This window comes from Burkholderia diffusa, assembly GCF_001718315.1.
In the GTDB taxonomy this organism is placed as follows: Bacteria; Pseudomonadota; Gammaproteobacteria; order Burkholderiales; family Burkholderiaceae; genus Burkholderia; species Burkholderia diffusa_B.
On the sequence record NZ_CP013363.1, the window covers coordinates 2,593,619 to 2,619,120 of the forward strand.

The window sequence follows — 25,502 nt, forward strand, 5'->3', positions numbered from 1 at the left end:
CTCTCACCTCAACCTCACTTTTGAGCATACAAATTTTCTTCTGTCCATCCCCTTTACCGAAAACGACTGCGGCAAACTTTTTGACCTTTCTTTGCACGTTAGATTTGAATTATCGGTTGCCGACCGATTCAGCAATGCATCATCTTCGTAGTACCCTGACGCACAATAGGTTTCCGGCTCCCTCCATGGAAAATTCACACCGCCACTGATCAGAACTGCTTCGCGCGTCCACCGGATTGATGGTTTTCATCGAATTGCCCCGCGCAATGCTCACTACCCGTATCGTGTAGTCCACTACATACACGCTCAAACTCGGCTCTCTACAAACCGGACAACCCTATCCAAGTCCTTCTGACCATATAATTTCGCATTTGACACCACATTGCCGAACTCAGTGACAAACACCAATCTAAACATCGGCTCAAACCTATCCGTATACTTCTCCATCCCCGCCTCCAACCTCACGCCAATTAATTCAGGAATTGAAATTTGCCTGGCAAAAAACATAGTCCTAACAACAATCACATCATTGCGCAAAATAATTAAATTTCTTCTTATATAAACAAATAAAACAACCTCAATCGCACACGACAGCATCAAGAATTTATGCGCTTGCCAACCACCAACAAACAAGACACATAGAAGAGCAATTATCAATGGCCCTCCTCCGACAAAAACCATTAAGAAAATATATGCCGACCGATCCGGCGCTATTTCCCAAAAAAAATCGTCAGTAGCACTTCTTTGGACATGCCTCTGCATCACCACTCCCGATTCCAAGCTTAGCAGCCCCCAAGCCCGCAACTGCCCCGGCTCCTGCACCAGGAAGCATCGCAGTATCAACGGCACGCCCTGCAAACATCTTCATCGCGGTGGCACCAGTAATACGGGATGCGGTTCCATTTTGAGCCTTGGTTACCATTTGCCTAAATATTGAATTAAAACTCCCTCGACCGACAGTAACTCCCGGAATTCTTACACCCGGAATAAAACCTGTGAGAGCACCAATACCTACGTCTGATACCGTGGAAATAAAATCAAAACAACATTGTTTTCCGGTTAGGTACTTTAGACCTTGCTTTGATGTATTCGTGACCAAACCAGCAACTGCACCAGCTCCCAACGGCCCCGTATAAAGCAAGGCTTCCCCACCTGCAGCCCCTCCAATAGCGGATCCCGCATAATCTTCCCAACCACTTAGCTGCCAACCAAGAAGATCACTAACGCCCTGCCCTGCTCCTCCAACGATAGCTCCGCCGACGGAAAAAACAAAATCATCTACTCCAAACCACAAACCAAAATAATCGGATTCTTGGTTAGGTGATGCCCCAACATATCCGTATAGATTTATCCCACCCGCCAGCCCAATCGGATCCTGATTGATATACCGCCCCACCACCGGGTCGTAATACCTGAACCGGTTGTAATGCAGCCCCGACTCTTCATCGTAGTACTGCCCCGGAAACCGTATCGGATTGTCAACGCCATGCGCCAGCCTGCTGGTCGTCCACCCATACGCACTCAGATCCACCGCCCACACCATCTCTCGCTGTTCGTCATACAACTCCTGCGGTGTCCCCAGGTGATCCGTTACGTAATGCCATGCCTGCCCATCCGCCAGCCGCGTCAACGGGCCTTCATGATCCGGATGCGGCACGTATGTCACCGCCCGATCCTCATGCGACGCGCGCCCCGTCCTCACCTCCTGCATCATCCAGTCGCCGTCCCACATGAACAGCGTCGTCTGGCGCGCCCCGTCCGCTTGCGTGTGGTGCTTCGCCACCCGCCGACCCAGCGCGTCGTATTCGTATTCGCTCCTCGCACCATCCGCGTGTTCGATCGCGATCAGTTGATGGCCGCCGTCGTACCGATACTTCGTCACTTCCGGTGCGGCCATCGGTTCCTCGTACTTCGGCGTGCCCGTCAGCACTTCCATCACCCGCAACAGGTTGTCCGTCCCGCGCTGGCTACGCTTCTCCGCTTCCGTCAGCTCCGGCTTCGGCGGCAACGGCACCGTCCGCGCGATGCGGTTGCCATGCCCGTCGTACGTAAAGTCCACCGGGCGATCCGGCCTCGCCTGCGGCGCAAACCGCAACAAGCGATCCCCGCTCGCCTTCCACGCCTGCACACCATTCAGGCTCGGCGCAGCCCCCAGCAGGTTCCCCGCCGGATCGTAATGAAACGCTTCCGCGCCGCTCGCCGCCGTCACGTGCGTCAGCCGGGATAGTGCGTCGTACCCGTACACTTTCTTGTCCCGCCACGCGTCGTCCAGCGTCGTAAGCTGACCGGCCGCGTCATATGCCCACGCCCGCCACGGCCGCGGGCTCTCCAGCGAGCGCCCCCGCTCATCGAGGTTCTGCCAACGATGCGCCGCCAGCAGGCCGTTCGCGCCATACCCGAAGTGGTGTGCGGCAGGACCTTGCGTGCGCTGGATCTCCCGGTGCAGCCCATCCCGTTCGAAACTCGCCAGCGGATGCTCGTCCAGCAGAACACCATGCACGTGCCCCGAACCGTAGCGTTGCCAGACCAGCGAACCGACTTCCGGCACGTGCGTCCAGTCGCGATTCCCGATGGCATCCACTCCATGCGTCAGCCGCCAGACGCGGCCGTGATGCGCCTGCACCTCCGCCGTGCGGCGCCCTGCCGCGTCGTATTCGTATGTGACCTGCACCGGGGGCCGGCCTGGGGAAACCGCCTGTGCCTGCGTGAGCAGCCCCCGCGCGTCGTATCGATAGCTGGCGTGACTCCCGTCGCTTGAGCGTCGCTCCACCGGTCGGCCGAGCACGTCGTAGGCCACATGCGTAGTGATCTGCCCGTCCTGACCGTGATCGATACGCTCAACCAATTCCCCCGCCGCGTTGTACCGATAGCTTTGTCGACGACCGTCGAAGCCGGTCTGTTCGATCAACCGGTTTCGGCTGTCGTAGCGGAACGTCGTCGCTTCCTGGTTCGCATTGGTCAGCATCGTCAGACGGCCGATCGCGTCATATCGGAACCGTTGCGTGCCGTTGGCCGGATCGACGATCCGCGTACGTTGCCCGTATTCGTCCCAGTCCACGCGCGTCGTGCGCTCGAGCGGATCCGTATGTGCGACCGCCGTGCCTGCGTCGTCGTACTCGACTCTCCACCAGCCCATCCCGGCGGGCTGCACCGCCGTCGCGCGTGCCGCCAGGCTACCGCTGCGGCGGCTGACCTGGCCCAATGCGTCCGTGGTCCCGGTCAACTGGCCGAATCGATCGTACTGGTAGACCGTCGTGTACCCCGAGCAATCGGTGCGCGCCACGAGTTGCCCCGCGTCGTCCCATTGCAACTTCGTCACGTTGCCCAGCGCATCCGTGCGGGCAGACGGCAAGCCGTTCTCGTACGCATAAGATGTCACGTTGCCGAGCGGATCGGTTTCGCTCGTCAGGTGACCTTGCGCATCGTAGCTGCGCTGCCAGACCTGCCCGGCCGGATCGGTGATCTGCTCCGGCAGGTTGTGGTCGTTGTAGCTGATCCGCGTGACCTGCCCGGCCGGATCGATGATCGACGTCGGATTGCCCCGCGCATCGTTCACCATCCGTGTCGTACGGCCCAGTCCATCCGTGTAGCCCGCAACACTACCCGTCTCGTCGAAATGCGTTTGCTCGACGCTCCCGTCCGGATGCACGACCTTCTCGATCGCCCACAATCCGTTGTAGTGGTATTCGGTCGTATGCCCCAGTCCATCCGTCACCCGTGTCGCGCGCAGCGATGGCAGGTAGTCGAAACGCGTGTCGCGCGTCACGACCCGCTGGCCGTCGGCGTTTTCGGTATAGGCGTAAGTGCGCAGGCAGTACGCGTTCGGCGTGTCATCGCTCCACTCCGACACGTGTGTTGCGCCGGCCGGCGTGCGGTAGGTCGTCAGCAGATGGTTGTCGTAACCGTACCGCCACGTCAGGTTCTCGTGATCGGTGGCCTCGATCAGGTCGCCGTGCTCGTCGTAGACATAGCTCGTCAGGCGCAGCGGCTGATTCCCGAAACCCTGGTCGAGCAACACGACCGTGATCCGGCCTGCATTGTCCAGTTCGCAGTGCACCGTGTGGGAATTGTTGCGAACCGTGTCCAGCCAACCCTGAGCCGTATAGCCGAGCGTCAGACGCTGCCCGTCGCGTGTCGTGATGCACTGCAACTGCCAGCGCGTCTCGTCGATCGGGTGACGCCCATAATGTTCTTCGATGCCATTCCCAAAGCGCAGCACGTAGGTGGCATCTTCGGCATGGTCTTCACCGCGCGCCAGCGCGAACTTCTCGATCGAATGGAAGTGTTCTTCGCCGGGATTCAGCGCCGGAAACTGCAACTGCCGGCCGTCCGCATCGAAGTAGATCAATCCCGCTGAAGTCGTGCGCACTTCCGTGGCATACGGCAGCTTCCACGCCACACCCAGGCTGCCGTGGCGCTGGTCCGCGCTGCGGTAGCTCCGACTCCAGTGAATCGATACCCGGCCCGGCAGCGTAAAGTCCGTATGCGACAGCACCTTCTGCCCCGTTGCCAGATCGACCGGGTTCGCACTGACCGTCTTCTTCGCGCATTCCGCGCAATCGGCTTCGGTCACCGGCGCGAGGCTGCCTGCATCGCCGTTCGTCATGCTGATCGTCGGCGCTTGCAGGTAAATCGCGGTGCCTTTCAGGTGAATGCCGGACTCGTCGATCATCACCGTCCCGCCCGGACCCGTCAGCTGCGCCTGTTTCGCTCCCGACAAGCTGCTTTCGCCCGTATCCGCGATGCGCAGCTGGTTCGCGTTCGAGCTCGACACCGGAGCAGGCAGTTGCGGCGCGAAGTCGGGCGACGGCTCGATCGGATTCGCCTGATCGGCACTCACGGCGTCGCCGACCGCCTTGCCGCGCACGGTCACCGTGTAGGTGCGTCCCACATCCGCCGTCCAGTCCTGCACGACGCGGTCGGTCCGGTTCTGGCCCACCGTGCTTGCCATGTGCAGCCCGACATTGCGCAGGTACAGCCCGCCGACGTTGACGTTGTATGCCATTCCCACATTGAGCATGGCGCCCATGCCCACGCTCTTCACCGACGCGAGCGTCACCGTCTCGAACTTGTAGCCGCCGGTCGACAGCTTCCAGTGACGCCCGATCTGGTCGGTTTCGTCGTGGCCGATCCGCTTCGTGCGGTCATGTCCCACGGTGTGCGTTTCGTCGGCTTCGATCACCGCATCCAGATTGCGCTCGGCCTGGATCCACACCTGCTCCGCGCCTTTCTTGTCCTCGAAACGGATCGCATTGGCGTTGGCATATCCGCCGCCCTTGGTCGAGCGCGTCAGAATCCCGCTTTGCGTCGCATTGACCGGCAACGGCCAGGGGGGCATCGTCATCGCGTTGTAGACGCGCCCTGTCACGATCGGTCGATCCGGATCACCATTCTCGAAATCGACGATGACCTCGTTGCCCACCCGAGGAACATGAATTGCACCGAAGTTGCTGCCGGCCCACGGATACGATACCCGCACCCAGCAGGACGAATTCTGGTCCGTTACGTCGGATCGGTCCCAGTGGAACTTGAGCGTCACCTCGCCGTTCTTGTTGGTCCAGATCTCAGCACCCGCCGGACCGGTCACGATCGCCGTTTGCGGGCCGCGCGTGCGGGGTTTCGTCATGGTGCGCGGCGGGCGGAATACGGTGTTCGACGGCTGCACGGTGAACGTGCTGCGAATGGCATAGGCGGAAAACCCAGTCGTCTCCCCGATCTCCTTCGCGTCCAGCTCCGACGCGATCACCAGATATTCTCGGTTGGCGCTCGCCATCGGATGGCCGGTCAGCACAAACGTCGTGCCGCACACCACGTTGCGCAGGGTCCCCTCGCCTTTCGCTCGCTCGCCCGGCGCATGAATCTCCTCCATCCGCACCTGCGCGAATGCGTCGCCGTCCTCCGTTTCGGTATAGTCGCCCGGCCACTCGTAACGTTCGAACTGGTTGTGCGCCGTCTCTCGCGGCAAGCTATGCTGCGCGGTCAGCGTTGCCTCCGGTTTCTCGAAATCGAAATCATCGGTGGTCCATACCCCCGATCGCAGGCGCTCCGTTGCTTCGAAACGATCCACGTGCTCCCGGTCGATCTTCTGGCCAGGCGGGTAGTAAGCGAGCGTCCGATACGCGGCGCTTTCCACGGTCCGATATGCCCCGGGACCGTCGACCAGCACCAAGCGATGCACGCCTTGCGAGTGTTCGTAGAACCACGTGATGCCGTGCTCTTCCATCAATCGCTGGGCAAACGCGAAATCCGACTCGCCGTACTGGACTTGATAGCGCAGCGGCTTGTAGGTGCGACCAACGCGCATCTCGAACGAGTACAAGTACGGACTGAATACCTCGCGCAGAATGTCCAGCACGCTCTTGCGCTGGAAGATGCGATAGTCGGTGCGCTCCCGCGCCAGTGCAAACCAGGGCTCCAGCACGACCCGGTAACGTGATTGTCGATTCAGTTGATCCACATAGCTGGCAGACGTGACGACCCCGCTGATTTCTCGCGTGCCGGCCCCCAGGTTGGCTTCGCCCGTCGGGCCCGCCATTCCGGCAACAAAGCTGCCCATGCCGTCCAGCTGGATCGTCACGGTCAGCTCCTTGCCGAGCATCGCCTTGAGATCGAGGTTGGCCAGCATGCCGACGGGCAACAACGGATCAGCGGGAGTGGTCAGCCACAATTCGTACGCGTACAGCGTGGAGAGCTGTTCCGTACCCCGGATCGCGCTCAGGTACAGCATCGACGCAATGCCTTCCACTTCCGGCAACGCCGGGCCACTGACCGAGAATGTCCGGGTCGTTTTGAAATTCAACATACGCGCTGCTCCCCGTTCACTTGGTTGTTGTTCTGTGTTACCGACTGCATGAACCGCCTTCCTCCCTGCGTCAAACAGCGCTGCGCGTTCCGGTCCGAACCGGCCAGCGCATCAACTCGCCGCGTTGCGTCGAGCGCAGCACGGACTGAGTGAACGAATGTGTCGAAACGTGACGAGCCACGTAATGCTCGAGGACGACCCCGAACAGATAAGGGCTTACGCCATCAAAGCCGGCCTCATCTACCGTCAGCACGCATTCAATACCTCGACCGAACCGCAGCTGGCTCTGCCCAGGCAACTTCTTCGTCACGGGACTCGTATCGACACGGATCAGGCTGTCGATCTGGCGGCGGTAACGCACATCGTCTGCAGCGGCAAACAAAGCCAGAATGTCGCGCAGTCTGCTGCCATCCTGAGCCTCCAGGAGGCCGTAGCCGAGATTCAACTGGCCGATCAGCCGCCAAGCGGCGCCCCGCTGCGCAAGTGGCGCGCGAGCGAGGCTCGGCGCCCGAATCAATCCGGTGCGGCTTACCGGCGCACTGATACCAACGGTCAAGTCCGTCGCGCCATCAGGTGTCAACAAGCTCGGCAAGGCGCCATTCGTCAACCAGGCGTCCACTGACAGATATTTCATCGCCTGTGGAAATGGCGCCTCATCCTGATCGACCAACGACACGAAAACATCGGTACCGGTATACGACGCACGAGTGCCATACCGGCGATATGACGTCTTAGCCATGCGATGTTCGCGGCGAGTCGTGAAATAGCAACCGTGATTCGATTCGTCGTTCCTCAGTGCTCGATAGAGCGGCCGAAACTCAAGTGATGCGGCGCCTTGGCTCACAAACCCGTGCAACGCTTCCACCGCGAACACCTCATAGTCCGAGCCATTTTGCTTGTCGGGCTGCAACAGGATTTCGCCGCCGGCGCGCGGAATCTCGGCGGGATCGGTTTTTCGACGAAACAGATTGATGAGTGGTGTACAGAAGAGCGCAAACCGTGACGCGTCGACGTGCTCGGCCAGTGCGCTATCGAAGCGATCCAGCAACACGACAATTTCGGCCTCACGATCGGTCACGTATCGCAATCCCGCATCCAGACCGGTCAGCGTGAAAAACCAGAAGCGCGCGGGAAACGCCGCATATTCGTGCAGCAGGTTATGGCCGTGGAACTTCGATCCGGCCAGCGGCAGCAAGGTTTCGTCGGTAGCCAGCCCGGTGTATTCGACCACTCGATCGGAGACGATCCCCAATTTCTGATCGGTATCAGCGAAGCGGTCCGGCGCTCCGGTCACGGATGACACGGCGCCGGCGTGGATCAACTCGAACAGCCGTGATGCCACGCATTCGTCACCAGCCAGATGGACAGGCAATCGATCCAGACCGCGCAACTCATCGAATCGCACCCCGCCCGTAGTGCGGAGCCTGAGACGCAGCGCACCGCGAATCGACCTGTGTGCGACGGTGTATCGTTCTATCGATGGAATGTCCGGAGGAACTCCCGTCAACCTCGCCGAAACAATCTCCAACGGATACAACATCACATCCAGACCGCTACGAAACGTGCAGGACGTACGTTCGCCATCTGGCACACGGCTTGCGAATTCCGTGCCACGCGGCACGCAAAACCCCTCAAGCAAACTGCCTTCCCGCTCATCGGGGTAGAGGCGAGCCACCGCAATTGACGGCGTCGGAGCAACGTAATTCGGGTAGACAGTTTCCAGCAGCCGACCGGTAAGCAGCGGACATTCGGCATCCAGCTTCAATTGCAGTCGAGCTGTCGTGAAACTCGCGGCCTGCACCAGACGCTCAACAAAGGGATCGGCGATCTCACCGGCATGCACGCCGAGCCGCCGCGCAATTTTTGGATGCGCCTGTGCGAATTCCTCCATCAACTCCTTGAAATAGAGCAATTCCCGGTTGTAGGCCTCAAGGAGATGTGGGTTCATGACGAGAGAAAGTTCTTAATTCCGTACAAGACCTTCGACAGCTTCGCCGTCAGCAATGCGTTGAATGCTAGCCGCAAAGACCATCTCAAAAAACACCTGACAGAATTGATAGGCTGGATTCTCGATTTCGCGACCTCGAGTTTTTTTGAGATATGAGTCGTTATCCTGATCGTTGACGGAATGATCCGGAGATGACTACGAAACTGCGCCGGCGCAGTTTCCTTAGAGAACATACGAATCTCGCCATCTATATCGCTGTACTAACTAAATCGACATCGAATGTGCAAGAGCGCTGCATCATGCAGCGCTCTTTTTTTGCGCGTACGCGAAACGAAAAAGAGTAGGGGAGAAGAGCAGCGGGAAAGCGGCGAGCGCCGCTCAGACGATCCGCATTGCGCCCGCACGCTCGAACGCGTGCCGCGCCTGGATCAACGTCGTGCGTGCCGCGCGCGCGTCGCCGGCGACCTGCAGCAGCGGGCCAAGCTGCGACGGCTGCTTCAGCAGCTCGCGCAGGATCGGCAGGATGGCGGTGCTGCCGTCGTCACGCAACCCGGCCGTCGCCGCGCGCGGCAGCGTGCGCCACGCAGGGTCGACGATCGCGCGGCACACCGCGAACGGCACGCCGCGCGACGCCGCGAAGGCCGCGGCGATATGCGATTCCATGTCGACCGCGAGCGCGCCCTTCGTGCGATGCAGCGACGTCTTTTCCTGCTCGCTGACCACCGGCGCGCCGACCGCCGCCATCGTGCCGCGCGTGACCCGCGCCCACACCGGCGTGTCGTGCAGCGCGGCGACGAGCCGCGCGCTCCAGCCCGGATCGGTTTTCACGCGGCCGAACGGCCCGTCGATCGCATCCGCGATCACGAGCGCGCCGGGCGCGAGATCGGGCGCGAGCCCGCCCGCCGTGCCGAAACTCACGATGCCCGCGCAACCGCGCGCGGTCGCCTCGGCCAACGCGCGCTCGAGCCGGTCGGCCCGCGCCGCGAACACGGCCTCCACGCCGTGACCGCGCGCGATGCGTGCCTCGAACGCCATCCCCGTGACGGCGATGACGGGCAACGTGCCGTTGTGCTGCGTCGGCGCCACGCGTTACATCCCGACCGTCACGCGCGTCGCATTGGCGCGCTTCAGATTGCGATAGCGCGCGAGCGCCCACAGCGGGAAGAACTTGCGATAACCGTGATAGCGCAGGTAGAACACGCGCGGGAAGCCGGTCGCCGTGAAGCGCGTCTCGTCCCACAGGCCTTCTTCGTTCTGCTGGGCGATCAGGTAGTCGACGCCGCGTGCAACGGCCGGGTTGTTCACCTCGCCGGCCGCCATCAGGCCGAGGAGCGCCCAGGCCGTCTGCGACGCGGTGCTCGGCGCCTGCTCGAAGCCGCGATAGTTGAGCTTGTAGCTGTCGCCGTCCTCACCCCAGCCGCCGTCCTTGTTCTGGATCGACAGCAGCCACTGCGCGCCGCGCTTCACGCGCGGATCGTCCGGCGTCAGGCCGGCCGCGTTCAGCGAGCACAGGGCCGTCCACGTGCCGTAGATGTAGTTCATGCCCCAGCGGCCGTACCAGCTTCCATCCGGCTCCTGTTCCTTCAGCATGTAGTCGAGCGCGCGGCGCGCCGGCTCGCTGTTCAGCGCACTCTCGCCAAGCTGCGACAGCATCGACAGGCAGCGGCCCGATACGTCCGCGGTCGGCGGATCGAGCAGCGCGCCGTGATCGGAGAACGGAATGTTGTTCAGGTAGTACTGCGTGTTTTCCGGTTCGAACGCGCCCCAGCCGCCGTCGCTGCTCTGCATGCCGACGACCCATTCGCGCGCGCGCGCCATCGATTCGCGATACGCATCCGTCTGCTTGAGCTTCTGCGCACGGTCCATCGCCATCACGACCACGGCCGTGTCGTCGACGTCCGGATAGTGCGCGTTCGCGTACTGGAACGCCCAGCCGCCCGGCCGCACGTTCGGGCGGCGCGAGATCCAGTCGCCGCGCACGTCGAGGATCTGCAGCGGGCGCAGCCAGTCGAGGCCGCGCAGCACCGCTTCCTCGGCACGCGCGTCACCGGTTTCGAGCAGCGCATGCGCGACAAGCGACGTGTCCCACACCGGCGACAGGCACGGCTGGCAATACGCTTCGTCCTCATGCACGACGAGCAGCTTCTCGACCGACTTGCGCGCGATCGCGCGGTTCGGATGATCTTCCGCATAGCCGAGCACGTCGTACATCATCACCGCATTGGCCATCGCAGGATAGATCGCACCGAGGCCGTCCTCGCCGTTCAGGCGTTCGTCGACGAACGACACTGCCTGGCGGATCGCGCGTTCTCGCGTGTAGCTCGGGAACAGGCCGTCGACCGCGCGCAGCGCGTGGTCGACCACGCGGAAGAACGCGAACCAGCCGGGGCTCTGGTGGCCCTGGCGCGGCAGCAGGCCGGCGTTGACGGGCGGGTCGATGAACAGCTCGTCGATACGCACGCCGCGCGGGTTCTTCGCGATCGGACGCTTCGCGTTCAGCACCAGGAGCGGCACGATCACGGTGCGCGCCCAATACGATACCTTCGACAGGTGGAACGGGAACCACTGCGGCAGCAGCATGATCTCGACCGGCATCATCGGCACCGCGCGCCACGGAATCGCGCCGTACAGCGCGAGCTGGATCCGCGTGAACACGTTCGACATCTCTGCGCCGCCCATCGCATGAATCGCGCGGCGCGCACGCTGCATGTGCTCGGCATTCTCGTCGTCGCCGATCACCTTCAACGCGAAATACGCCTTCACGCTCGCGCTGATGTTCGGCGCGCCGTCGGTAAACAGCGGCCAGCCGCCGTCGGCCTGCTGGATGCGACGCAGATAGCGGCCGATCTTCTGTTCGAGTTCGAGGTTCGGCGTCTCGCCAAGATAGTGGACGAGCAGCACGTATTCGGCGGGAATCGTCGAATCGGCTTCGAGTTCGTAGACCCAGTGTCCATCCGCGTTCTGCGCGGCCAGCAGCGCGTCGGTCGCGCTGGCGACGGCCGCGTCGAGCCCGGCCGGCACGGTGCCGGCGGACAGGGTAGCCATATCGGTGAGATCGTTCATCGGTCCCTCTCTTATTGTGTCTGGAGCACGTCCGCGGCCAGCTGGCCGGAACGGATCGCGCCCTCGATCGTGGCGGGCAAGCCGGTGGCAATCCAGTCGCCCGCCAGCACGAGATTGGTCCAGCGCGTACGCACGGCCGGACGTTTCATTTCCTGCGACGGCACCGCCGCAAACCCCGCGCGCGGCTCGACGACGAGCTGCCAGGCGGGGAGGGTTTCCGGGTTCGCGCCCGTCACGCGCGCGACGTCTTCCCAGATGCGCCGCGCAAGCACATCGCGCGGCATGTCGAGCCAGCGGGCCGCGTCGCGGATCGTCGCCGCGAGCGGACCGCCGCCGGTGCGAACCGCATCGACGACGCCGTTGACGACGCTCGTCTGCAGCGGGCTGCCGGCCGGTGTATCGACCGCGAAATACGCGGTCACGGCCGCGCTGAACGTGTCGGGCGCGGCGAGGTCCGGGACGAGCGGTTGCGCAACCTCCGGCGGCACGGCCAGCACGACCGCGTCGCCCGGCGCGAGATCGACGCGCTCGCCGCCGATCGCGACCGCATCGACCGCGTTGCCGTGCGCGCCGAATTCGAACGCATCGAGCCGCGAGTTCAGCCGGATCTGCGCGCCGCCGTGCTGCAACATCCGCAGCGCCGGTTCGACGAATGCGCTGCCGAGCCCGTGGCGCGCGACGAGCGGGCGCCATCCGGGGCCGCCCGCGGCAAACGCGTCGCGCAGCGCCGCGCGCGCGAGCTCCGCGCTCGCGTGGCGCGGTTCGACGTTCAGCACCCCGAGGAAATACGGCCGCAGCCAACGATCCCACAGCACGCCGTCGCAACGCATCGTCTGTGCGAGCGAGCGGCCGGTGCGCGCGAATGCGAGCGGCGCCAGCGCAAGATAGTCGAGCGGCGTGGTGCCCGGCGCACGCGACGCGGCATCGAACAGCCACGACGGCCAGCGCCCGTTGCCGAAGCGCAGCGTCCAGCGCTGCTGCGACGCGACGTCGACCACCGGATATTCAGGCAGCGCGGGCCCCGCAAGTTGATCGGCAGCGCCGACCGCACGCAGGTAGCGCTGCGTCGCGGACTGCCCGGCGAACACCTGGTGCAGCCCGCTGTCGAGCGTCGTGTTCAGTGCCCCGTCGAACCACGAGCGGCAGCGGCCGCCCGCATGCGCATGCGCGTCGTGCAGCACGATGCGACGCCCACGGCGTTGCAGCTCGACGGCGGCCGACAGGCCCGCGAGTCCTGCACCGATCACGTGGACGGTTCTGGGCATCGGCTCAGAACAGCGCGTAGCGCGCGGCGATCATCAGCATGCGCGCCTTCGGCTTGCGCAGCGGCGCGCGCGGGGCGGCGAAGCCGCGCGCGATCGCGGCGTCCAAAATGCAGCGGTATGCGCCCGACATGATGCGCGGCGCCTTCACCTGCGCACGCGTGCAGGTGTCCATCACCGCGTCCGCCGCGCGGAAGTGCTCGAGTGCGCGTTCGACGAGGGTCGCGCACACGCGCGGCAAGGCCGGGTCGCGCACGATCGTCGCCGGATCGGTGATCGCGATGCCTTCGCGGGCCAGCAGCTCGCGCGGCAGGTAGCAGCGATTGATCGCCGCGTCATCGTCGATGTCGCGCAGGATGTTCGTCAGCTGCAGCGCGCGGCCGAGATGGTGCGACAGCTCGATGCCTTCCGCCTCCGGGATCCCGAAAATCCTCACCGACAGACGACCGGCCGCGCTCGCCACGCGATCGCAGAACAGGTCGAGCGTCGGTTCGTCCGGCGCGCAGATGTCCTCGGCGGCGTCCATCGCCATACCGTCGATCATCGCGTGGAAGTCCTCGCGCTTCAGGTCGAATGCGCGGATCTCGCGCTCGAGCGCGATCAGATGGCGCGGCGGCTGGCCGGCGAAGCACGCGTCGATGTCCGCGCGCCAGCGGTCGAGGCCCGCGTTGCGCTCGGCGCGCGGCAGGTCGCTGTCCGCGATGTCGTCGACCGCGCGGCAAAACGCGTAGACCTGGAACATCGCGTCGCGCTGCACCGCCGGCAGGATGCGCATCGCCAGATAGAAAGAACTGCCCGATGTGACGGCAGCGGCGTCGGTTTCTTGTTCGTCCACGACGAGATTGGAAACGGCCAAGACGAGCTCCACGGAGACACCCACGCGGGGCGATTGAAGAAGCCATGCCCGGCTGGGTTGGTCAGGGCGTCAAATGCGTGCGAGATATGCGAACGATCGACGCAGACAGGCACAAATTACCGGCCGGAAGCCGGAATTGGGCGAAAGTATAGCAATCTTTGAAGTTCGATGGCGGACACACGCCGCGCCCGGCGGGCCGCCCGAGGGCTGGCGGGCCGGTGTGGCCGGCCGCGACGGGAACGGCGTCGCGCCGCTGGTCAGCCGTAGACGATGTCGCGCTGCAGATCGAGCGCGATGAGTTCCATTTCGCGGGTTAACTGGAGCATCGAACGGCGTTCCAGGCGCGAGCCCATGAAGCTCGTCACACGCCCATCGGGCTCCGCCGTGAACTGGAACGACGGGCCGCCGGTGCCGAACCACGCGCCCGGCACGTCGGGCGACTCCTGCCAGTCGATCTGCTCGAACACACGCGCGATTCCCGCGCGCACCATGTCGCTCGGGCCGATCGGCGGCGCGATCTCGCCAAGATCGTCGAGCGAATAGGGGCCAGGCTTGTCCGGCCGCCGGTAGAAGAGATAGTCGACGTTCATGGGGCGCAATCGGTAGCAAAGCGTCAAATTAGCGCGCTTCGGCGCAAATTCAAATCAGATCAGGACAAAATGTGGCCTGAACGAGACAAAAGCGCCTCATCGCGACAGCCGGTGCGAGCATGCACACGGGTGGGCCGCGCGTTCATGCTTGGACGCGCGCGGCTTCGTCTAAGATGAACACCTTTCTGGAAAAAGACACGGACACCATGGAGACGAACGTAACCGCCGCCGCACAATCCGACCATCCCGTTTTCGTGCTGGTGCACGGCGCGTGGCACGGTGCGTGGTGCTATGCGCACGTCGCGGCCGCGCTGGCCGCGCGCGGCTACCTGTCGATCGCGCGCGACCTCCCCGCGCACGGCATCAATGCCCGCTTTCCCGCATCCTATCTCGAACGGCCGCTCGACGAGGACGCCTTCGGCGCCGAGCCATCGCCGGTCGCGAATACCTCGCTCGACGATTACGCGACGCAGGTGATGCAGGCGGTCGACGACGCATACGCGCTGGGCCGCGGCAAGGTGGTGCTCGTTGGCCACAGCATGGGCGGCCTCGCGATCACGGCCGCGGCGGAGCGCGCGCCGGAAAAGATCGCGAAGATCGTCTATCTCGCGGCGTTCATGCCCGCGTCGGGTGTGCCGGGCCTCGACTACGTGCGTGCACCCGAGAACAAGGGGGAAATGCTGGGCCCGATGATGCTCGCGAGCCCGCGCGTCGCCGGCGCGCTGCGGATCGATCCGCGCAGCGGCGACGCCGCGTATCGCCAGCTCGCGAAGCGCGCGCTGTACGACGACGTGCCGCAGGCCGACTTCGACGCGGTCGCGAACCTGATGACGTGCGACGTGCCGGCCGCGCCGTTTGCGACCGCGATCCCGACGACCGCCGCGCGCTGGGGCGCGATCGATCGTCACTACATCAAGTGCCTGGCCGATCGCGTGATCCTGCCCGCGCTGCAGCAGCGCTTCATCGACGAAGCCGACGCGTTCGTGCCTGGCAACCCGACGCACGTGCACCAGCTCGACAGCAGCCATTCGCCGTTCGTGTCGCAGCCGGCCGTGCTGGCCGGCGTGCTCGCGGATATCGCGAAAAGCTGAACGGCGTGCACCGCACGCGTGGAGCGGCGGCGCGGCGGTTATGCGTAGGCGACCGACCGATCGCGCCCGAGCCGCTTCGCGCGATAAAGCGCGGTGTCGGCTTCGTTGACGAGCGCGTCGAACGCCGCCGCGCCCGCCGTCGCGCAGGCGCCGCCGACGCTTGCCGTCACCGGCACGCTGACGCCTTCCGCGTCGACCGGCGTGCTGCCGATCGCGTCGCGCACCTTGTCGGCCACGCGCATCGCCTCGTCGAGATTCGTGCATGGCAGCAGCAGCGCGAATTCCTCGCCGCCGAAGCGGCCGAACGTATCCTGTGCGCGCACGATCGACGCAACGCGGCGCGCCGTCTCGCGCAATACCGCATCGCCGGCCGCATGCCCGAACCGGTCGTTGATCGTCTTGAAGTGGTCGAGGTCGAACAGCAGCACCGACAGGTCGCCGCCGTAGCGCTGCCAGCGCGCGAACTCGTCGCTGAGCCGCGCTTCGAAGAAGCGCCGGTTCGCGATGCCGGTCAGGCCATCGCGATTCGCATGCTCGCGCAGCTTCGCGACCGCCTCCTCGCGCTCGCGCTGCATCACGCTCACGTGCGTGACGTCCGAGATCGTCACGCACACCGCCTCGACTTCGCGGCCGCGCGTAAGCGGCATGAACGTGCAGTCCTGCTGCATGTAATCGACGCCGCCGGTGATCGGCCGGTCGTGCTCGAAGCGAAACAGATAAGGCCGCTGCTCCCATGAGCTGAACGCGAAACTGCCGAGCTGGAACACGCTTTCGAGCTTGCGTTCGAGCCATGCGCGCGGCAGTTCCGGAAAGCGGTCGAACAGGTTGCGGCCGATCACGTCGGCAGCCGGAATACCGCTGTGGTCCTGCATGAAGCGATTCCACATCAGCACGTTCATCGCGCGGTCGAGCACGAACAGGCCGAAGCCCACCCGTTCGATCACGAGGTCGCTCAGCGACGCTGCGGCGGTGGTCGGGGTAGCGTTCATAGTGCGGACAGCAATGCGTCGAGCGCGTCGCCCATCAGCCGGATCGAATCCTCGGCCATCAGCATGACGAAATGTGCGCGGAATGCGTGATCCTCGAGGCCGAAGTTCACTTCGAGCAGCAGCGCGACGCTCCACGCGAGCGCATTCGGCTGGAACACGTCGTCGAACGACACGTTCGCGCCGAGCAGCCCCGGCGGGAAGAACACGGGCTTGCGGCCGAGTTCGTCGAGAATCGACGCGACGCACGCGCTCATCAGCACGTTCGAGACATCGAACACGAGTTCGTCCTGCGTGGCCATGCCGGCGTATACGCCGTCGCCGAACGTGCGGTCCATCAGCGACATGAGCCGTGCGACGCCCGCGCTGCGGCACAGCACGATCGCCTCGCCCTTGATGTCGGAACGGAATCCCTGGCGCACGGCCGTCACGTTCTCGTGGATGCCCGTCATTTCGCGCAGCGCATCGCCCGCATCGGCGGCCTTCACGACGCGCACGCGCGGCACCGACAGCTCGATGAAATGCCCGAGCAGCAGCGCAAGCCGTGCGGCGGCGCGGCCCATCGCGAGGTTGGCGATCTCCTGCAACGCATCGCGTTGCTCCGCCGTGAACACCGATTCAGGCATACAACCCATACTCCTTGAGAATGGGCAGCAACGCCTCCGACGTCACGGGCTTGGCAACGAAAGCGATCGCGCCCAGCTCGCGCACGCGTGCTTGCGCCTGCGGCTGAATATCGGCGGATACCACGATCACGAACGTGTTCAGATCTTCGTGGCGCAGTGTCTCGAGCACCTGATAGCCGTTCATGTCGGGCATCGTCAGGTCCAGAAACATCACGGAAGCTTTGCCGTCACGATAGAGCGCCAGAGCCTCACGACCATTCGCCGCATACGCGACGTCGACATCCCAGTCTCCCGGCAGTGCCTTTGTCAGAAGTTTGCGAGCGAGCAAGGAGTCGTCGGCGATCACGATCGGCAAAGGCATGGCGGCGAAGCGGTGTACGGAATGGTCTCTCTCGCGTTAACGACCGCGCGGCGCGCTTCTTGAGGCGCCATGCAATCAAGCGCGGGCACCACCGTGCGGCCGCGCGCGGGCGTCGCGGCGCGAGGCATGCGACACACCGCGCCGCGAACGCCGGCGGGCGCATATATCTGTCATAGGGAAAGCAAGGCGCGATTCTCTGAGTAAACCGAAGGTAGTGCAACTCGCCATTTTCACCATTTCGAACAGAATCGATTCGATCTCCCGGCATTCCGAAAACAGCCCCGACCATTTTTGAGATAAGTACGCAAAATTTTTCCTTGTGTACGTTTGCGCTGCCGGATTCATAGCGTTTTCAAACTTTCATTTCGCCCTGTCGGAATCATCAGGTTGCCCATCTGTGCGCCGGCACGGCGAGCGGGCGCAACTCGTTTATGATTGAACATCTCCGCTTGGCCCGCCTCCCTCAATGACGTCCGAACGTCCCGCCGACACCCGCACGCCCGCCTCACCGCCCGCCGACGACTGGCAGGACGACGGCAACTATGCGTCCGGCGCACCCGAGCACGATTTCGCGGTCCGGCGCGTGACGCTGATCGTGCTGCTGGTCGCGGCAATCGTGCTGCCATGCATCTATGTGTCGGTCATGGCGTACAACGATCTGCAGGCACGCGAGGCCGCGGCGAGCGACGTGACGATGCGCACCGTGCGCGTCGCCGAGGAGCATGCGCTCAAGGTGTTCGACCTGAGCGAGACGCTCGATGCGCGCATCGTCGACCTCGTGCAGGACATGGACGACGCCACCGTGCGCCGCCAGGAATCCGACATCCACGAAGCGCTGAACACGATCGGCGGCGGCTATCCGCAGGTGGCCGCCGTGTCGATCTTCGGTGCGAGCGGGATGCTGCTCGCGAACAGCCTCTACTATCCGGCGCCCTATGCGTCGATCGCGTACCGCGACGACTTCGCCGGCATCCGCGACGGCAAGGTGATCGAACACATCTCGAAGCTGATGATGGGGCCGCTCAAGCTCGAGAATATCCCCGTGTTCAACACGGGCGTCGCGCGCCGCCACAGCGACGGTTCGTTCGCCGGGATGGTATCGATCGCACTGAAGTCATCGTATTTCAATTCGTTCTACCGCGACCTGCTCGGCGGCGCGGCCACGCCGATGACGATGGCGCTTGCGCGCTCCGACGGCGCGGTGATCGCGTCGTATCCGCCGCCGCCGTCGCTCGCGCACACCGATCTCACGGCCACGTTCGGCAACGTGCGCAACGATCCGCGCGCGGGCGTCGTGCGCGTGCGCCACGACGGCGCCAGCAGCGAGATCGTCGCGTACCGCCAGGTCGGCAGTTATCCCGTATACGTGACGTGCGCGTACCGCACCTCCGCGATCTGGCATGAATGGTACGAACACCTGAGCGTGCTGTTCATCTCGATGTTCGCGCCGTCGATCGCGCTGTGGTCGGTGATCTGGCTGTCGCTGAAGCGGCTGAAGGCGGAGGAAGAGGCCTGGGACCGCTGGCAGGCCGAAGCGTCGATGCGGCGCTCGATCGAATCGGCATACCGGCAGTCGCGCAAGATGCAGGCGCTCGGCAATCTCGTCGGCAGCGTCGCGCACGACTTCAACAACCTGCTGATGATCATCTCGAGCAACGTGCAGATCGCGCGACGACGCGGCGTCCAGCATCTCGACAAGGAACTCGGCGCGATCGAACGCGCGCTGAAGAACGGCCAGTCACTCACGCGCCAGTTGCTCGGCGTCGCGCGCAAGCAGCCGCTGCACAACGAGACGATCGACGTCGGCCAGTGGCTTGGCACGTGCCGCGAACTGCTGAAGACGTCGCTCGGTTCGAAGTCGTCGCTGGTCGTCGCGATCGACCCCGGCATCTGGCCGATCCGGGTCGATGTCGCGGAGCTGGAGCTCGCGGTGATCAATCTCGCCGTCAACGCACGCGACGCGATGACGGTCGGCGGGCGCTTCACGGTCGGTGCGCGCAACGTGACGCTGCGCCGCGAGGACGGCTTTCCGCTGATCGGCGACTTCGTGCAGATCTCGCTCGACGATACGGGCTCGGGCATGGCGCCCGAGGTGCTCGCACGCGCGTTCGAGCCGCTGTTCACGACGAAGGCGCAGGGGATGGGAACGGGGCTCGGCCTGCCGCAGGTGTTCGCGTTCTGCGAGCGCTCGGGCGGGCTCGCGACGATCGACAGTGCGGTCGGCGCCGGGACGTCGGTGCGCCTTTACCTGCCGCGCGCTCGCGCCGAGGACATCGTCGCGCGGTCGCAGCCCGTCTCGCACGACGTGGGCGCGCTCACGGGCCTGCATGTGCTGCTGGTCGAAGACAACAGCGAAGTCGCGGCCGGCACTGAAGCGCTGCTGACGCTGCTCGGACACCGCGTTACGTACGCGCCCACAGCCGACGACGCGTTACGACTGATCGAAGGCGCGGCCGCGAACGATGCATTCGATCTGGTGATTTCGGATATCCACATGCCGGGCCGCCTGAACGGCATCGATCTCGCCGAAGCGATCGACAAGCGGCCGGGGAAGCTGCCCGTGATCCTGGTCACCGGATACGCGGAGGAACTCGACCGCACGCGTACCGTCAACGTGCGCGTGCTGTCGAAGCCGTTCGACATCGCGCTGCTCGACGAGATCCTGCTCGGCATCCGCGAAGCGCGCGATGCGCGGCACGCCGGCGCCTGACCCGCGGCGTGCGGGCCGATGCCGGCGGCGGGGAGGGGAACGGCGGTCAAGCCGCCTTCAACACGCGCACCCAGTCGACGTAGCGGTCGACGAAGCCCTGCAGGAACTTTCGGGTGTCTTCGCTGACGATCCGCCCCTCGTCGTCGATGCGCGCCGGGTCATGCTTGATGAACATTTCCGGCTGCCCGAGCGTTTTCACGTCGAGATACGCGAGCACGTTGCGCAGATGCTGCTGCGCGAGCGCGGTGCCGACCGCGCCGGGCGACGTGCCGAGCACGGCGCCGGGCTTGCCGGACCATGAGTTGTGACCCCACGGGCGCGAACCCCAGTCGAGCGCATTCTTCAGCACGCCCGGGATCGAGCGGTTGTATTCGGGCGTGACGAACAGCAGCGCGTCGGCGGCTTCAATCGACTGCTTGAAGCGCTTCGCGACCTCAGGAAAATCCGCGTCGTAGTCCTGGCTGTACAGCGGCAGCTCTCCGATCTCGACGAATTCGAACGAGAAATCGGTGGGAGCGAGCGAGATCGCGGCGTGCGCGAGCGCGCGGTTCCAGGAACCGCGACGCAGGCTGCCGACGACGACTGCAACACGATAGGGCATGGCTTTCTCCTTCCGGTAGGTGAAGAATCGGATCGATTGATTCCGAACAGGCGACAAAGGTCTGTTTATAGGCAAGCCAGCCCGCGAACCGCGCCACGGGGCCGACCGGCCGACTTTCCACAAGGTTTTCCACAGAAATTGTGGATAACTTGGTCGTTATGATCTGATGTTACAGACCGCCCGCGTCGCGATTTCATGACGCGTGGACGCGGGGCTCCGGCAAGCATAGCGCAGCGGGCCGCCCGGCTTCGTGAATTCGTGACGGAACATCCGTTGCAGCGCCGCGTCTCGCCCAGTAAGCTGCTCGCACCGCGATGCGCCCGCCAGATGGCGCGCACACGATCGCCTCCGCTTCGTAAGGCTTCCGACCCACCATGCCGTCCGCATACGACGACCCTGCCTATCTCGCGCAACTACGCCGCGACCTGTTGCGCTTCGCACGACTTCAGTTGCGCGATGCCGATGCGGCCGAGGATGCCGTGCAGGAAGCGCTGACCGCTGCGTGGACGCACGCGGGCGAGTTCGCGGGACGGTCGGCCCACAAGACCTGGGTGTTCGGCATCCTGCGCAACAAGCTGATCGACACGCTGCGCGCGCGGCAGCGGACGGTGAATCTGTCTGCACTCGATGCAGAACTCGACGGCGAATCCATACTCGATCGCGAGTTGTTCAAGGAAAACGGGCACTGGGCCGCGCACACGAAGCCGCGCCCGTGGGCGCGCCCCGAAACGCTGTTGCAGCAACAGCAATTCTGGACGCTGTTCCAAGCCTGCCTCGATCATCTGCCGGAGCACATCGGACGCGTGTTCATGATGCGCGAATTCCTCGACGTCGAGATTGCCGACATCTGCAGCGAACTGACGTTGACGACGAATCACTGCAGCGTGCTGCTGTATCGGGCGCGCACGCGCCTGCGCACCTGCCTCAGCGAAAAAGGACTGACGACCGAAGATGCTGCCGGGGAAATGTAGAGACGTGACGCGACTGCTGTCGGATGCGCTCGACCGAGCGTTGACGCTTCATGAGCGCATGCAGGTGCACGTGCATCTGCCGACTTGCAGCGGTTGCCGCGCATATCGCGGGCAGATCGCGCTGCTGCGGACGGCAGCGCATGCTGCGGCGGGACGGGAGGTAGCGGATGAAGCGGGTGGTGATCGGGACGAGTCGTCGGGCGACGCGAGGAAGGGCTGAGTTACCGACGTCGGTCTGTGGTTTGGCGTCGCGGTTGATGGTGCCGGTTGATGGTGCCGGTTGATGGTGCCGGTTGATGGTGCCGGTTGATGGTGCCGGTTGATGGTGCCGGTTGATGGTGCCGGTTGGCGTCGTAGGGTCGACGCTGGAGACGGCTCGCAGGGCGGGCGAGTCGAGTACGGATTGTCCGCTGCGTGGCGTCGGAAGTCGTGCGCGGTTGCGAATTCTGTCGGTCAATCCCGGCGCGCTCGCGCCGGGATGATTCGATAAGAAAAATACGCCGAATTAGAATTATTCGAACAGTGCCCGCACCGACTCGGGCGGGCGACCGATGGCTGCCTTGCCCCGATACACGACGATCGGACGCTGCAGCAAAATCGGATGCGCCGCAATCGCTGCGTAGGCCTCGGCGTCCGTCAGATCCGCACGGGCCAGATCCAGCGTCTTGTACGGCTCCTCGCCGTCGCGAAGCATGTCGCGCACCGGGCGCCCAAGTTGACGATGCAGCGCTTCCAGTTCTTCGACCGTCGGCGGCGTCTTCAGGTACTCGACGACGCTCACCGGCGTGCCGGTTGTGTTCAGCGCCTCGACCAGTGCGAGCGTCTCACGGGACTTCGAGCAGCGGGGGTTGTGGTAGATCGTTATCATCGTTCGGCCTGAATGGGAAAGGCCCGTATTGTAGCCAGTCTGGTTACGGGTGTTTCGGCGCGGTGTGGGGACACGGGTGTTGAGGCCTCGATGTAGCGTGCGGAAAACACTCAGCCCGCTTGATGTGTTTATGCGCATAAAGTGCGCTGCATAGTCGATTTCCGGCACCTTCTTCGTTGGCGACTAGCTCAGGGGATGACTCATCATCATGCAGCGTTGCATGCGCCGGCGCCGAGCGACCGCATGTGTCCGTCGCTGGCTTTATGCGCATAAAGCCGTGGCGTATCCAGCGCGAGGTGCGCGCTGATATCGCGGTCGGCCCGGGCACTTCGATGCCCCGAACGATCAGCGCAATATGCGATGGCATCTGGGGCATCGCCGTAGAGTTCGTCTTTACGCACGCTTGCCAGCCGTGCGACCGCTAACAACTGCCGAGCCTCTCGACGGTTTATGCGCATAAACACAGTGGGGGAGCACTGCCAGTGCGATTCGTCACGAGACATGGCACGTATCGCGTCGTATCGGTCTGAGCCGCGCGGCATTCGTCATCGGCGAGCATGCTCGAGTGAGGACGCAGACTCGTCGGTGCTTTCCGGCAGCGCGGAAGTTTATGCGCACAAACTCCCCGACACCAAGGCAGTTCCCCTTCAACGAGCGAAAGGGCAGCACCGATACATTGCGCCGCTCAGCGTGCGAGTGCGAGACCGAAACCGCCTGTCGTCACGACAATCTCCGCTCATCATCCAACGCAGCAATCTCGCGTCCGCCCGCGCCAGCCATCCGGTATCCGCCATTCGTTTATGCGCATAAACCGATAGCCCAAACGGCTAACGCGTCGTTGTCGAACGACAATTTCATTGAAATATAAATATCGTCCTGTAGAATTCCAACGACCAAAAACAGGAGTGAAAATTGGCCGCGGAAATCATTGCAGTCACTCAACAAAAAGGTGGCGTTGGCAAAAGCACGATTGCCATGCACCTCGGCGCGGCATTCCATGAGAAAGGCAAGCGCGTCCTCGTCATCGACGCCGACGGTCAAAACACGCTGGTTCACTGGTCGAGCGCATCCGGTGACAGCGACGCCGGCATCCCGTTCCCGGTCGTCAACCTCGCCGAAGCCGGCGGCCAGATCCATCGCGAAATCAAGAAGTTCATCAATGACTACGACATCATCGTCGTCGATTGCCCGCCGTCGATCACCGAGAAGGTCTCCGGCGTCGTGCTGCTGGCCGCATCGATCGCCGTGATCCCGACTTCGTCGTCGCCGGCTGATTACTGGTCGAGCGTGGGGCTGGTCAAGCTGATCCAGCAGGCTCAGGTGATGAACGAAGACCTTCGCGCGGTCTTCCTGCTGAACAAGACCGAAGAGAAGCGCATGCTGACCCGAGAACTCAAGCGCGCGCTCGAGGAACTCGGCTTCCCGTTGCTGAAAACGCAAATCCCGACCCGGGAAGCGTACAAGCAGGCGATGGCGCTCGGTCAGACCGTGCTGCAGATGAACGATCGCGGCGCCAAGCTGGCCGCTGCGGAAATCCGAGCATGTGCCGACGAAATCGTCGCCATGCTGCCCTGACTTTATGCGCATAAAGGAGTCGCATGAAACCCTCCCAATTTGCAAAAGGATTCCAAGCGCGCCCGGATATCACGACGAGCGAGAAGCGCACGGCGCTTGATCGGCTCAACGCCATCGATGGCATCGTCAAGTCCGAGACGGCCACGCCGACCCCGACGAAGTCCGCCAAGAAGGACATCGCCCCGCCGCCCGTTCCGGACGTCCTGCTCGATCCATCGACCGACGAGTCGCCGCAATATCGCGCATGGCGCCTCGAGAACCGCTATGCGCCCGGCCAGGTGATCGAGTTGTCGCTAAAGGCGATCAAGCATAGCCCGTTCAATCCGCGACACTTCTATCTGAAGTCGTCGATTGCCGAGCTCGCAGTCAACCTCGCGAAGCAAGGGCAACAGCAGGCAATCCACGTGATTCCGGACTACGACAATCCGGGTTCGTATTTCGTCAGCGATGGCGGCCGTCGCGTGCGTGCGTTGAAGGAAGCGAACAAGGAGTCGGTGAAGGCGATCGTGATCGACGTGCCGATCGGAATCCAGAGCTACAAGCTCGGCTACGACCTGAACGTACAACGCGATTCGCAGACGGTGTTCGACAATGCCGTCGTGTGGCGTCGCTTCCTCGACGAAAAACATTTCCAGAGCCAGAAGGAACTGTCCGAACATCTCGGCCTCGACGAGTCAACGGTCGCGGTTGCGCTGTCGATCGGCAAGCTGCCGGAAAGCGTGATGCAGGAGATGGTCGCGCGCCCCGATCGTTTCGGTTCGAACATGGCGTATCAGGTCGGTCGTTATCACAATGCGCGCGGCACCGAGGCGACGCTGCGACTGATCAACAAGATCGTGTCCGACGATCTCAGCACGCGCCAGGTGTCGGACATCGTCAAGGGTCGCGTCGCGGCGCAGGAAACGCCGAAGCCGGCCGGCCGTCAGCGCTATGCGCAGCGTCTCGAGATCAAGCTTGGCGGCAAGTCGGTCGGCGACCTGAAGTCGTATGGCGAAGACCGCATCGAACTGCGCCTGCGCGGCCTCCCGAAGGACAAGCGCGACGCAATCCTCGAGCAGCTCGAGCGGATGCTGTTGTCGGAGTGATGGAAACGGCTGGCAGGGCCTGGCAAGGCGCCGGGCCCGCCAAATGGGCGGGCGGCCGGCGACGGCCCGTCGAAGGGGCCGGCCCGTCGAAGGGGCCTGAACGGGCC

Annotated in this window: 19 protein-coding genes; 6 read left to right on the plus strand and 13 right to left on the minus strand. The window is 63.7% G+C overall.

Annotation, left to right across the window (positions count from 1 at the left end; translation table 11 throughout):
* Nucleotides 1-306: 306 nt before the first annotated feature.
* The 8 genes from WI26_RS32450 to WI26_RS26740 all read right to left on the minus strand — a co-directional run bounded on the left by WI26_RS32450 (nt 307) and on the right by WI26_RS26740 (nt 14,521).
* Nucleotides 307-762: a hypothetical protein gene (locus WI26_RS32450; RefSeq protein WP_155768823.1), complete on the minus strand. Its 456-nt coding sequence runs from the start codon at nt 760-762 to the stop codon at nt 307-309.
* The gene (gene tssI, locus WI26_RS26710) at nt 731-6,802 is read right to left on the minus strand and encodes a type VI secretion system tip protein TssI/VgrG (RefSeq protein ID WP_069227722.1); all 6,072 of its coding nucleotides are present in this window, start codon (nt 6,800-6,802) and stop codon (nt 731-733) included. Before tssI ends, WI26_RS32450 begins: the two co-directional genes overlap by 32 nt.
* Before the next feature lie 70 nt (nt 6,803-6,872).
* The gene (gene tssF, locus WI26_RS26715) at nt 6,873-8,750 is read right to left on the minus strand and encodes a type VI secretion system baseplate subunit TssF (RefSeq protein WP_069227723.1); all 1,878 of its coding nucleotides are present in this window, start codon (nt 8,748-8,750) and stop codon (nt 6,873-6,875) included.
* A 378-nt stretch (nt 8,751-9,128) separates the two neighbouring features.
* A complete protein-coding gene (locus WI26_RS26720) occupies nt 9,129-9,836 on the minus strand; it encodes a phosphorylase (protein WP_069227724.1) in 708 nt (235 codons plus the stop codon).
* 3 nt (nt 9,837-9,839) lie between these two features.
* Nucleotides 9,840-11,813: a squalene--hopene cyclase gene (shc, locus tag WI26_RS26725; protein ID WP_059594051.1), complete on the minus strand. Its 1,974-nt coding sequence runs from the start codon at nt 11,811-11,813 to the stop codon at nt 9,840-9,842.
* Nucleotides 11,814-11,824: 11 nt separating this feature from the next.
* On the minus strand, nt 11,825-13,078 hold the full coding sequence (gene hpnE, locus WI26_RS26730) for a hydroxysqualene dehydroxylase HpnE (RefSeq protein ID WP_069227725.1): 1,254 nt from the start codon (nt 13,076-13,078) through the stop codon (nt 11,825-11,827).
* A 4-nt stretch (nt 13,079-13,082) separates the two neighbouring features.
* Nucleotides 13,083-13,931 (minus strand): presqualene diphosphate synthase HpnD, encoded by an 849-nt coding sequence (hpnD, locus tag WI26_RS26735; protein ID WP_059538792.1) that lies wholly within the window; start codon nt 13,929-13,931, stop codon nt 13,083-13,085.
* Nucleotides 13,932-14,188: 257 nt separating this feature from the next.
* On the minus strand, nt 14,189-14,521 hold the full coding sequence (locus tag WI26_RS26740; protein ID WP_069227726.1) for a hypothetical protein: 333 nt from the start codon (nt 14,519-14,521) through the stop codon (nt 14,189-14,191).
* Nucleotides 14,522-14,727: 206 nt separating this feature from the next.
* Between WI26_RS26740 and WI26_RS26745 the strand changes: the two genes are divergently transcribed.
* The gene (locus WI26_RS26745; protein ID WP_069227727.1) at nt 14,728-15,612 is read left to right on the plus strand and encodes an alpha/beta fold hydrolase; all 885 of its coding nucleotides are present in this window, start codon (nt 14,728-14,730) and stop codon (nt 15,610-15,612) included.
* Between the two features lie 38 nt (nt 15,613-15,650).
* Here WI26_RS26745 and WI26_RS26750 read toward each other — a convergent pair whose 3' ends face one another.
* Genes WI26_RS26750 through WI26_RS26760 form a run of 3 tightly spaced genes read right to left on the minus strand, consistent with a single transcriptional unit; the run spans nt 15,651 to nt 17,585 of the window.
* Nucleotides 15,651-16,601: a GGDEF domain-containing protein gene (locus tag WI26_RS26750; protein ID WP_059467386.1), complete on the minus strand. Its 951-nt coding sequence runs from the start codon at nt 16,599-16,601 to the stop codon at nt 15,651-15,653.
* Nucleotides 16,598-17,224 (minus strand): chemotaxis protein CheC, encoded by a 627-nt coding sequence (locus WI26_RS26755; protein WP_059467387.1) that lies wholly within the window; start codon nt 17,222-17,224, stop codon nt 16,598-16,600. Before WI26_RS26755 ends, WI26_RS26750 begins: the two co-directional genes overlap by 4 nt.
* Nucleotides 17,217-17,585, minus strand: a complete 369-nt coding sequence (locus WI26_RS26760; protein WP_040138947.1) for a response regulator — start codon at nt 17,583-17,585, stop codon at nt 17,217-17,219. Before WI26_RS26760 ends, WI26_RS26755 begins: the two co-directional genes overlap by 8 nt.
* Nucleotides 17,586-18,051: 466 nt before the next feature.
* Here WI26_RS26760 and WI26_RS26765 point away from each other — a divergent pair, with 466 nt between their 5' ends.
* Entirely contained in the window at nt 18,052-20,295 is a 2,244-nt protein-coding gene (locus WI26_RS26765) for a hybrid sensor histidine kinase/response regulator (RefSeq protein WP_069227728.1), read from the plus strand.
* A 46-nt stretch (nt 20,296-20,341) separates the two neighbouring features.
* Here the strand turns inward: WI26_RS26765 and WI26_RS26770 are convergent, their stop codons facing one another.
* Nucleotides 20,342-20,896: an NADPH-dependent FMN reductase gene (locus WI26_RS26770; RefSeq protein ID WP_069227729.1), complete on the minus strand. Its 555-nt coding sequence runs from the start codon at nt 20,894-20,896 to the stop codon at nt 20,342-20,344.
* Between the two features lie 374 nt (nt 20,897-21,270).
* On the opposite strand from WI26_RS26770, the gene WI26_RS26775 reads away from it, so the two are divergent.
* Nucleotides 21,271-21,867 (plus strand): RNA polymerase factor sigma-70, encoded by a 597-nt coding sequence (locus tag WI26_RS26775; RefSeq protein ID WP_069227730.1) that lies wholly within the window; start codon nt 21,271-21,273, stop codon nt 21,865-21,867.
* Nucleotides 21,848-22,087, plus strand: coding sequence for a zf-HC2 domain-containing protein (locus tag WI26_RS31875; protein ID WP_081334363.1), 240 nt, complete (start codon nt 21,848-21,850; stop codon nt 22,085-22,087). Before WI26_RS26775 ends, WI26_RS31875 begins: the two co-directional genes overlap by 20 nt.
* 291 nt (nt 22,088-22,378) lie before the next feature.
* Here WI26_RS31875 and arsC read toward each other — a convergent pair whose 3' ends face one another.
* Nucleotides 22,379-22,735: an arsenate reductase (glutaredoxin) gene (gene arsC, locus WI26_RS26780; protein ID WP_069227731.1), complete on the minus strand. Its 357-nt coding sequence runs from the start codon at nt 22,733-22,735 to the stop codon at nt 22,379-22,381.
* A gap of 912 nt (nt 22,736-23,647) precedes the next feature.
* Here arsC and parA point away from each other — a divergent pair.
* The gene (gene parA, locus WI26_RS26785; protein ID WP_040138954.1) at nt 23,648-24,310 is read left to right on the plus strand and encodes a ParA family partition ATPase; all 663 of its coding nucleotides are present in this window, start codon (nt 23,648-23,650) and stop codon (nt 24,308-24,310) included.
* A 23-nt stretch (nt 24,311-24,333) separates the two neighbouring features.
* On the plus strand, nt 24,334-25,395 hold the full coding sequence (locus tag WI26_RS26790) for a ParB/RepB/Spo0J family partition protein (protein ID WP_059508394.1): 1,062 nt from the start codon (nt 24,334-24,336) through the stop codon (nt 25,393-25,395).
* The last annotated feature ends 107 nt before the right edge of the window (nt 25,396-25,502 follow it).

Coding starts and splice junctions, on each gene's coding strand:
- hpnE (WP_069227725.1), bottom strand. CDS start 13,078: ATGCCCAGAACCGTCCACGTGATCGGTGCAGGACTCGCGGGCCTGTCG.
- shc (WP_059594051.1), bottom strand. CDS start 11,813: ATGAACGATCTCACCGATATGGCTACCCTGTCCGCCGGCACCGTGCCG.
- WI26_RS26790 (WP_059508394.1), top strand. CDS start 24,334: ATGAAACCCTCCCAATTTGCAAAAGGATTCCAAGCGCGCCCGGATATC.
- arsC (WP_069227731.1), bottom strand. CDS start 22,735: ATGATAACGATCTACCACAACCCCCGCTGCTCGAAGTCCCGTGAGACG.
- WI26_RS26750 (WP_059467386.1), bottom strand. CDS start 16,601: ATGAACGCTACCCCGACCACCGCCGCAGCGTCGCTGAGCGACCTCGTG.
- WI26_RS26760 (WP_040138947.1), bottom strand. CDS start 17,585: ATGCCTTTGCCGATCGTGATCGCCGACGACTCCTTGCTCGCTCGCAAA.
- tssI (WP_069227722.1), bottom strand. CDS start 6,802: ATGTTGAATTTCAAAACGACCCGGACATTCTCGGTCAGTGGCCCGGCG.
- WI26_RS26765 (WP_069227728.1), top strand. CDS start 18,052: ATGACGTCCGAACGTCCCGCCGACACCCGCACGCCCGCCTCACCGCCC.
- WI26_RS32450 (WP_155768823.1), bottom strand. CDS start 762: ATGCAGAGGCATGTCCAAAGAAGTGCTACTGACGATTTTTTTTGGGAA.
- tssF (WP_069227723.1), bottom strand. CDS start 8,750: ATGAACCCACATCTCCTTGAGGCCTACAACCGGGAATTGCTCTATTTC.
- WI26_RS26770 (WP_069227729.1), bottom strand. CDS start 20,896: ATGCCCTATCGTGTTGCAGTCGTCGTCGGCAGCCTGCGTCGCGGTTCC.
- WI26_RS26755 (WP_059467387.1), bottom strand. CDS start 17,224: ATGCCTGAATCGGTGTTCACGGCGGAGCAACGCGATGCGTTGCAGGAG.
- WI26_RS26740 (WP_069227726.1), bottom strand. CDS start 14,521: ATGAACGTCGACTATCTCTTCTACCGGCGGCCGGACAAGCCTGGCCCC.
- WI26_RS31875 (WP_081334363.1), top strand. CDS start 21,848: ATGCTGCCGGGGAAATGTAGAGACGTGACGCGACTGCTGTCGGATGCG.
- WI26_RS26775 (WP_069227730.1), top strand. CDS start 21,271: ATGCCGTCCGCATACGACGACCCTGCCTATCTCGCGCAACTACGCCGC.
- WI26_RS26745 (WP_069227727.1), top strand. CDS start 14,728: ATGGAGACGAACGTAACCGCCGCCGCACAATCCGACCATCCCGTTTTC.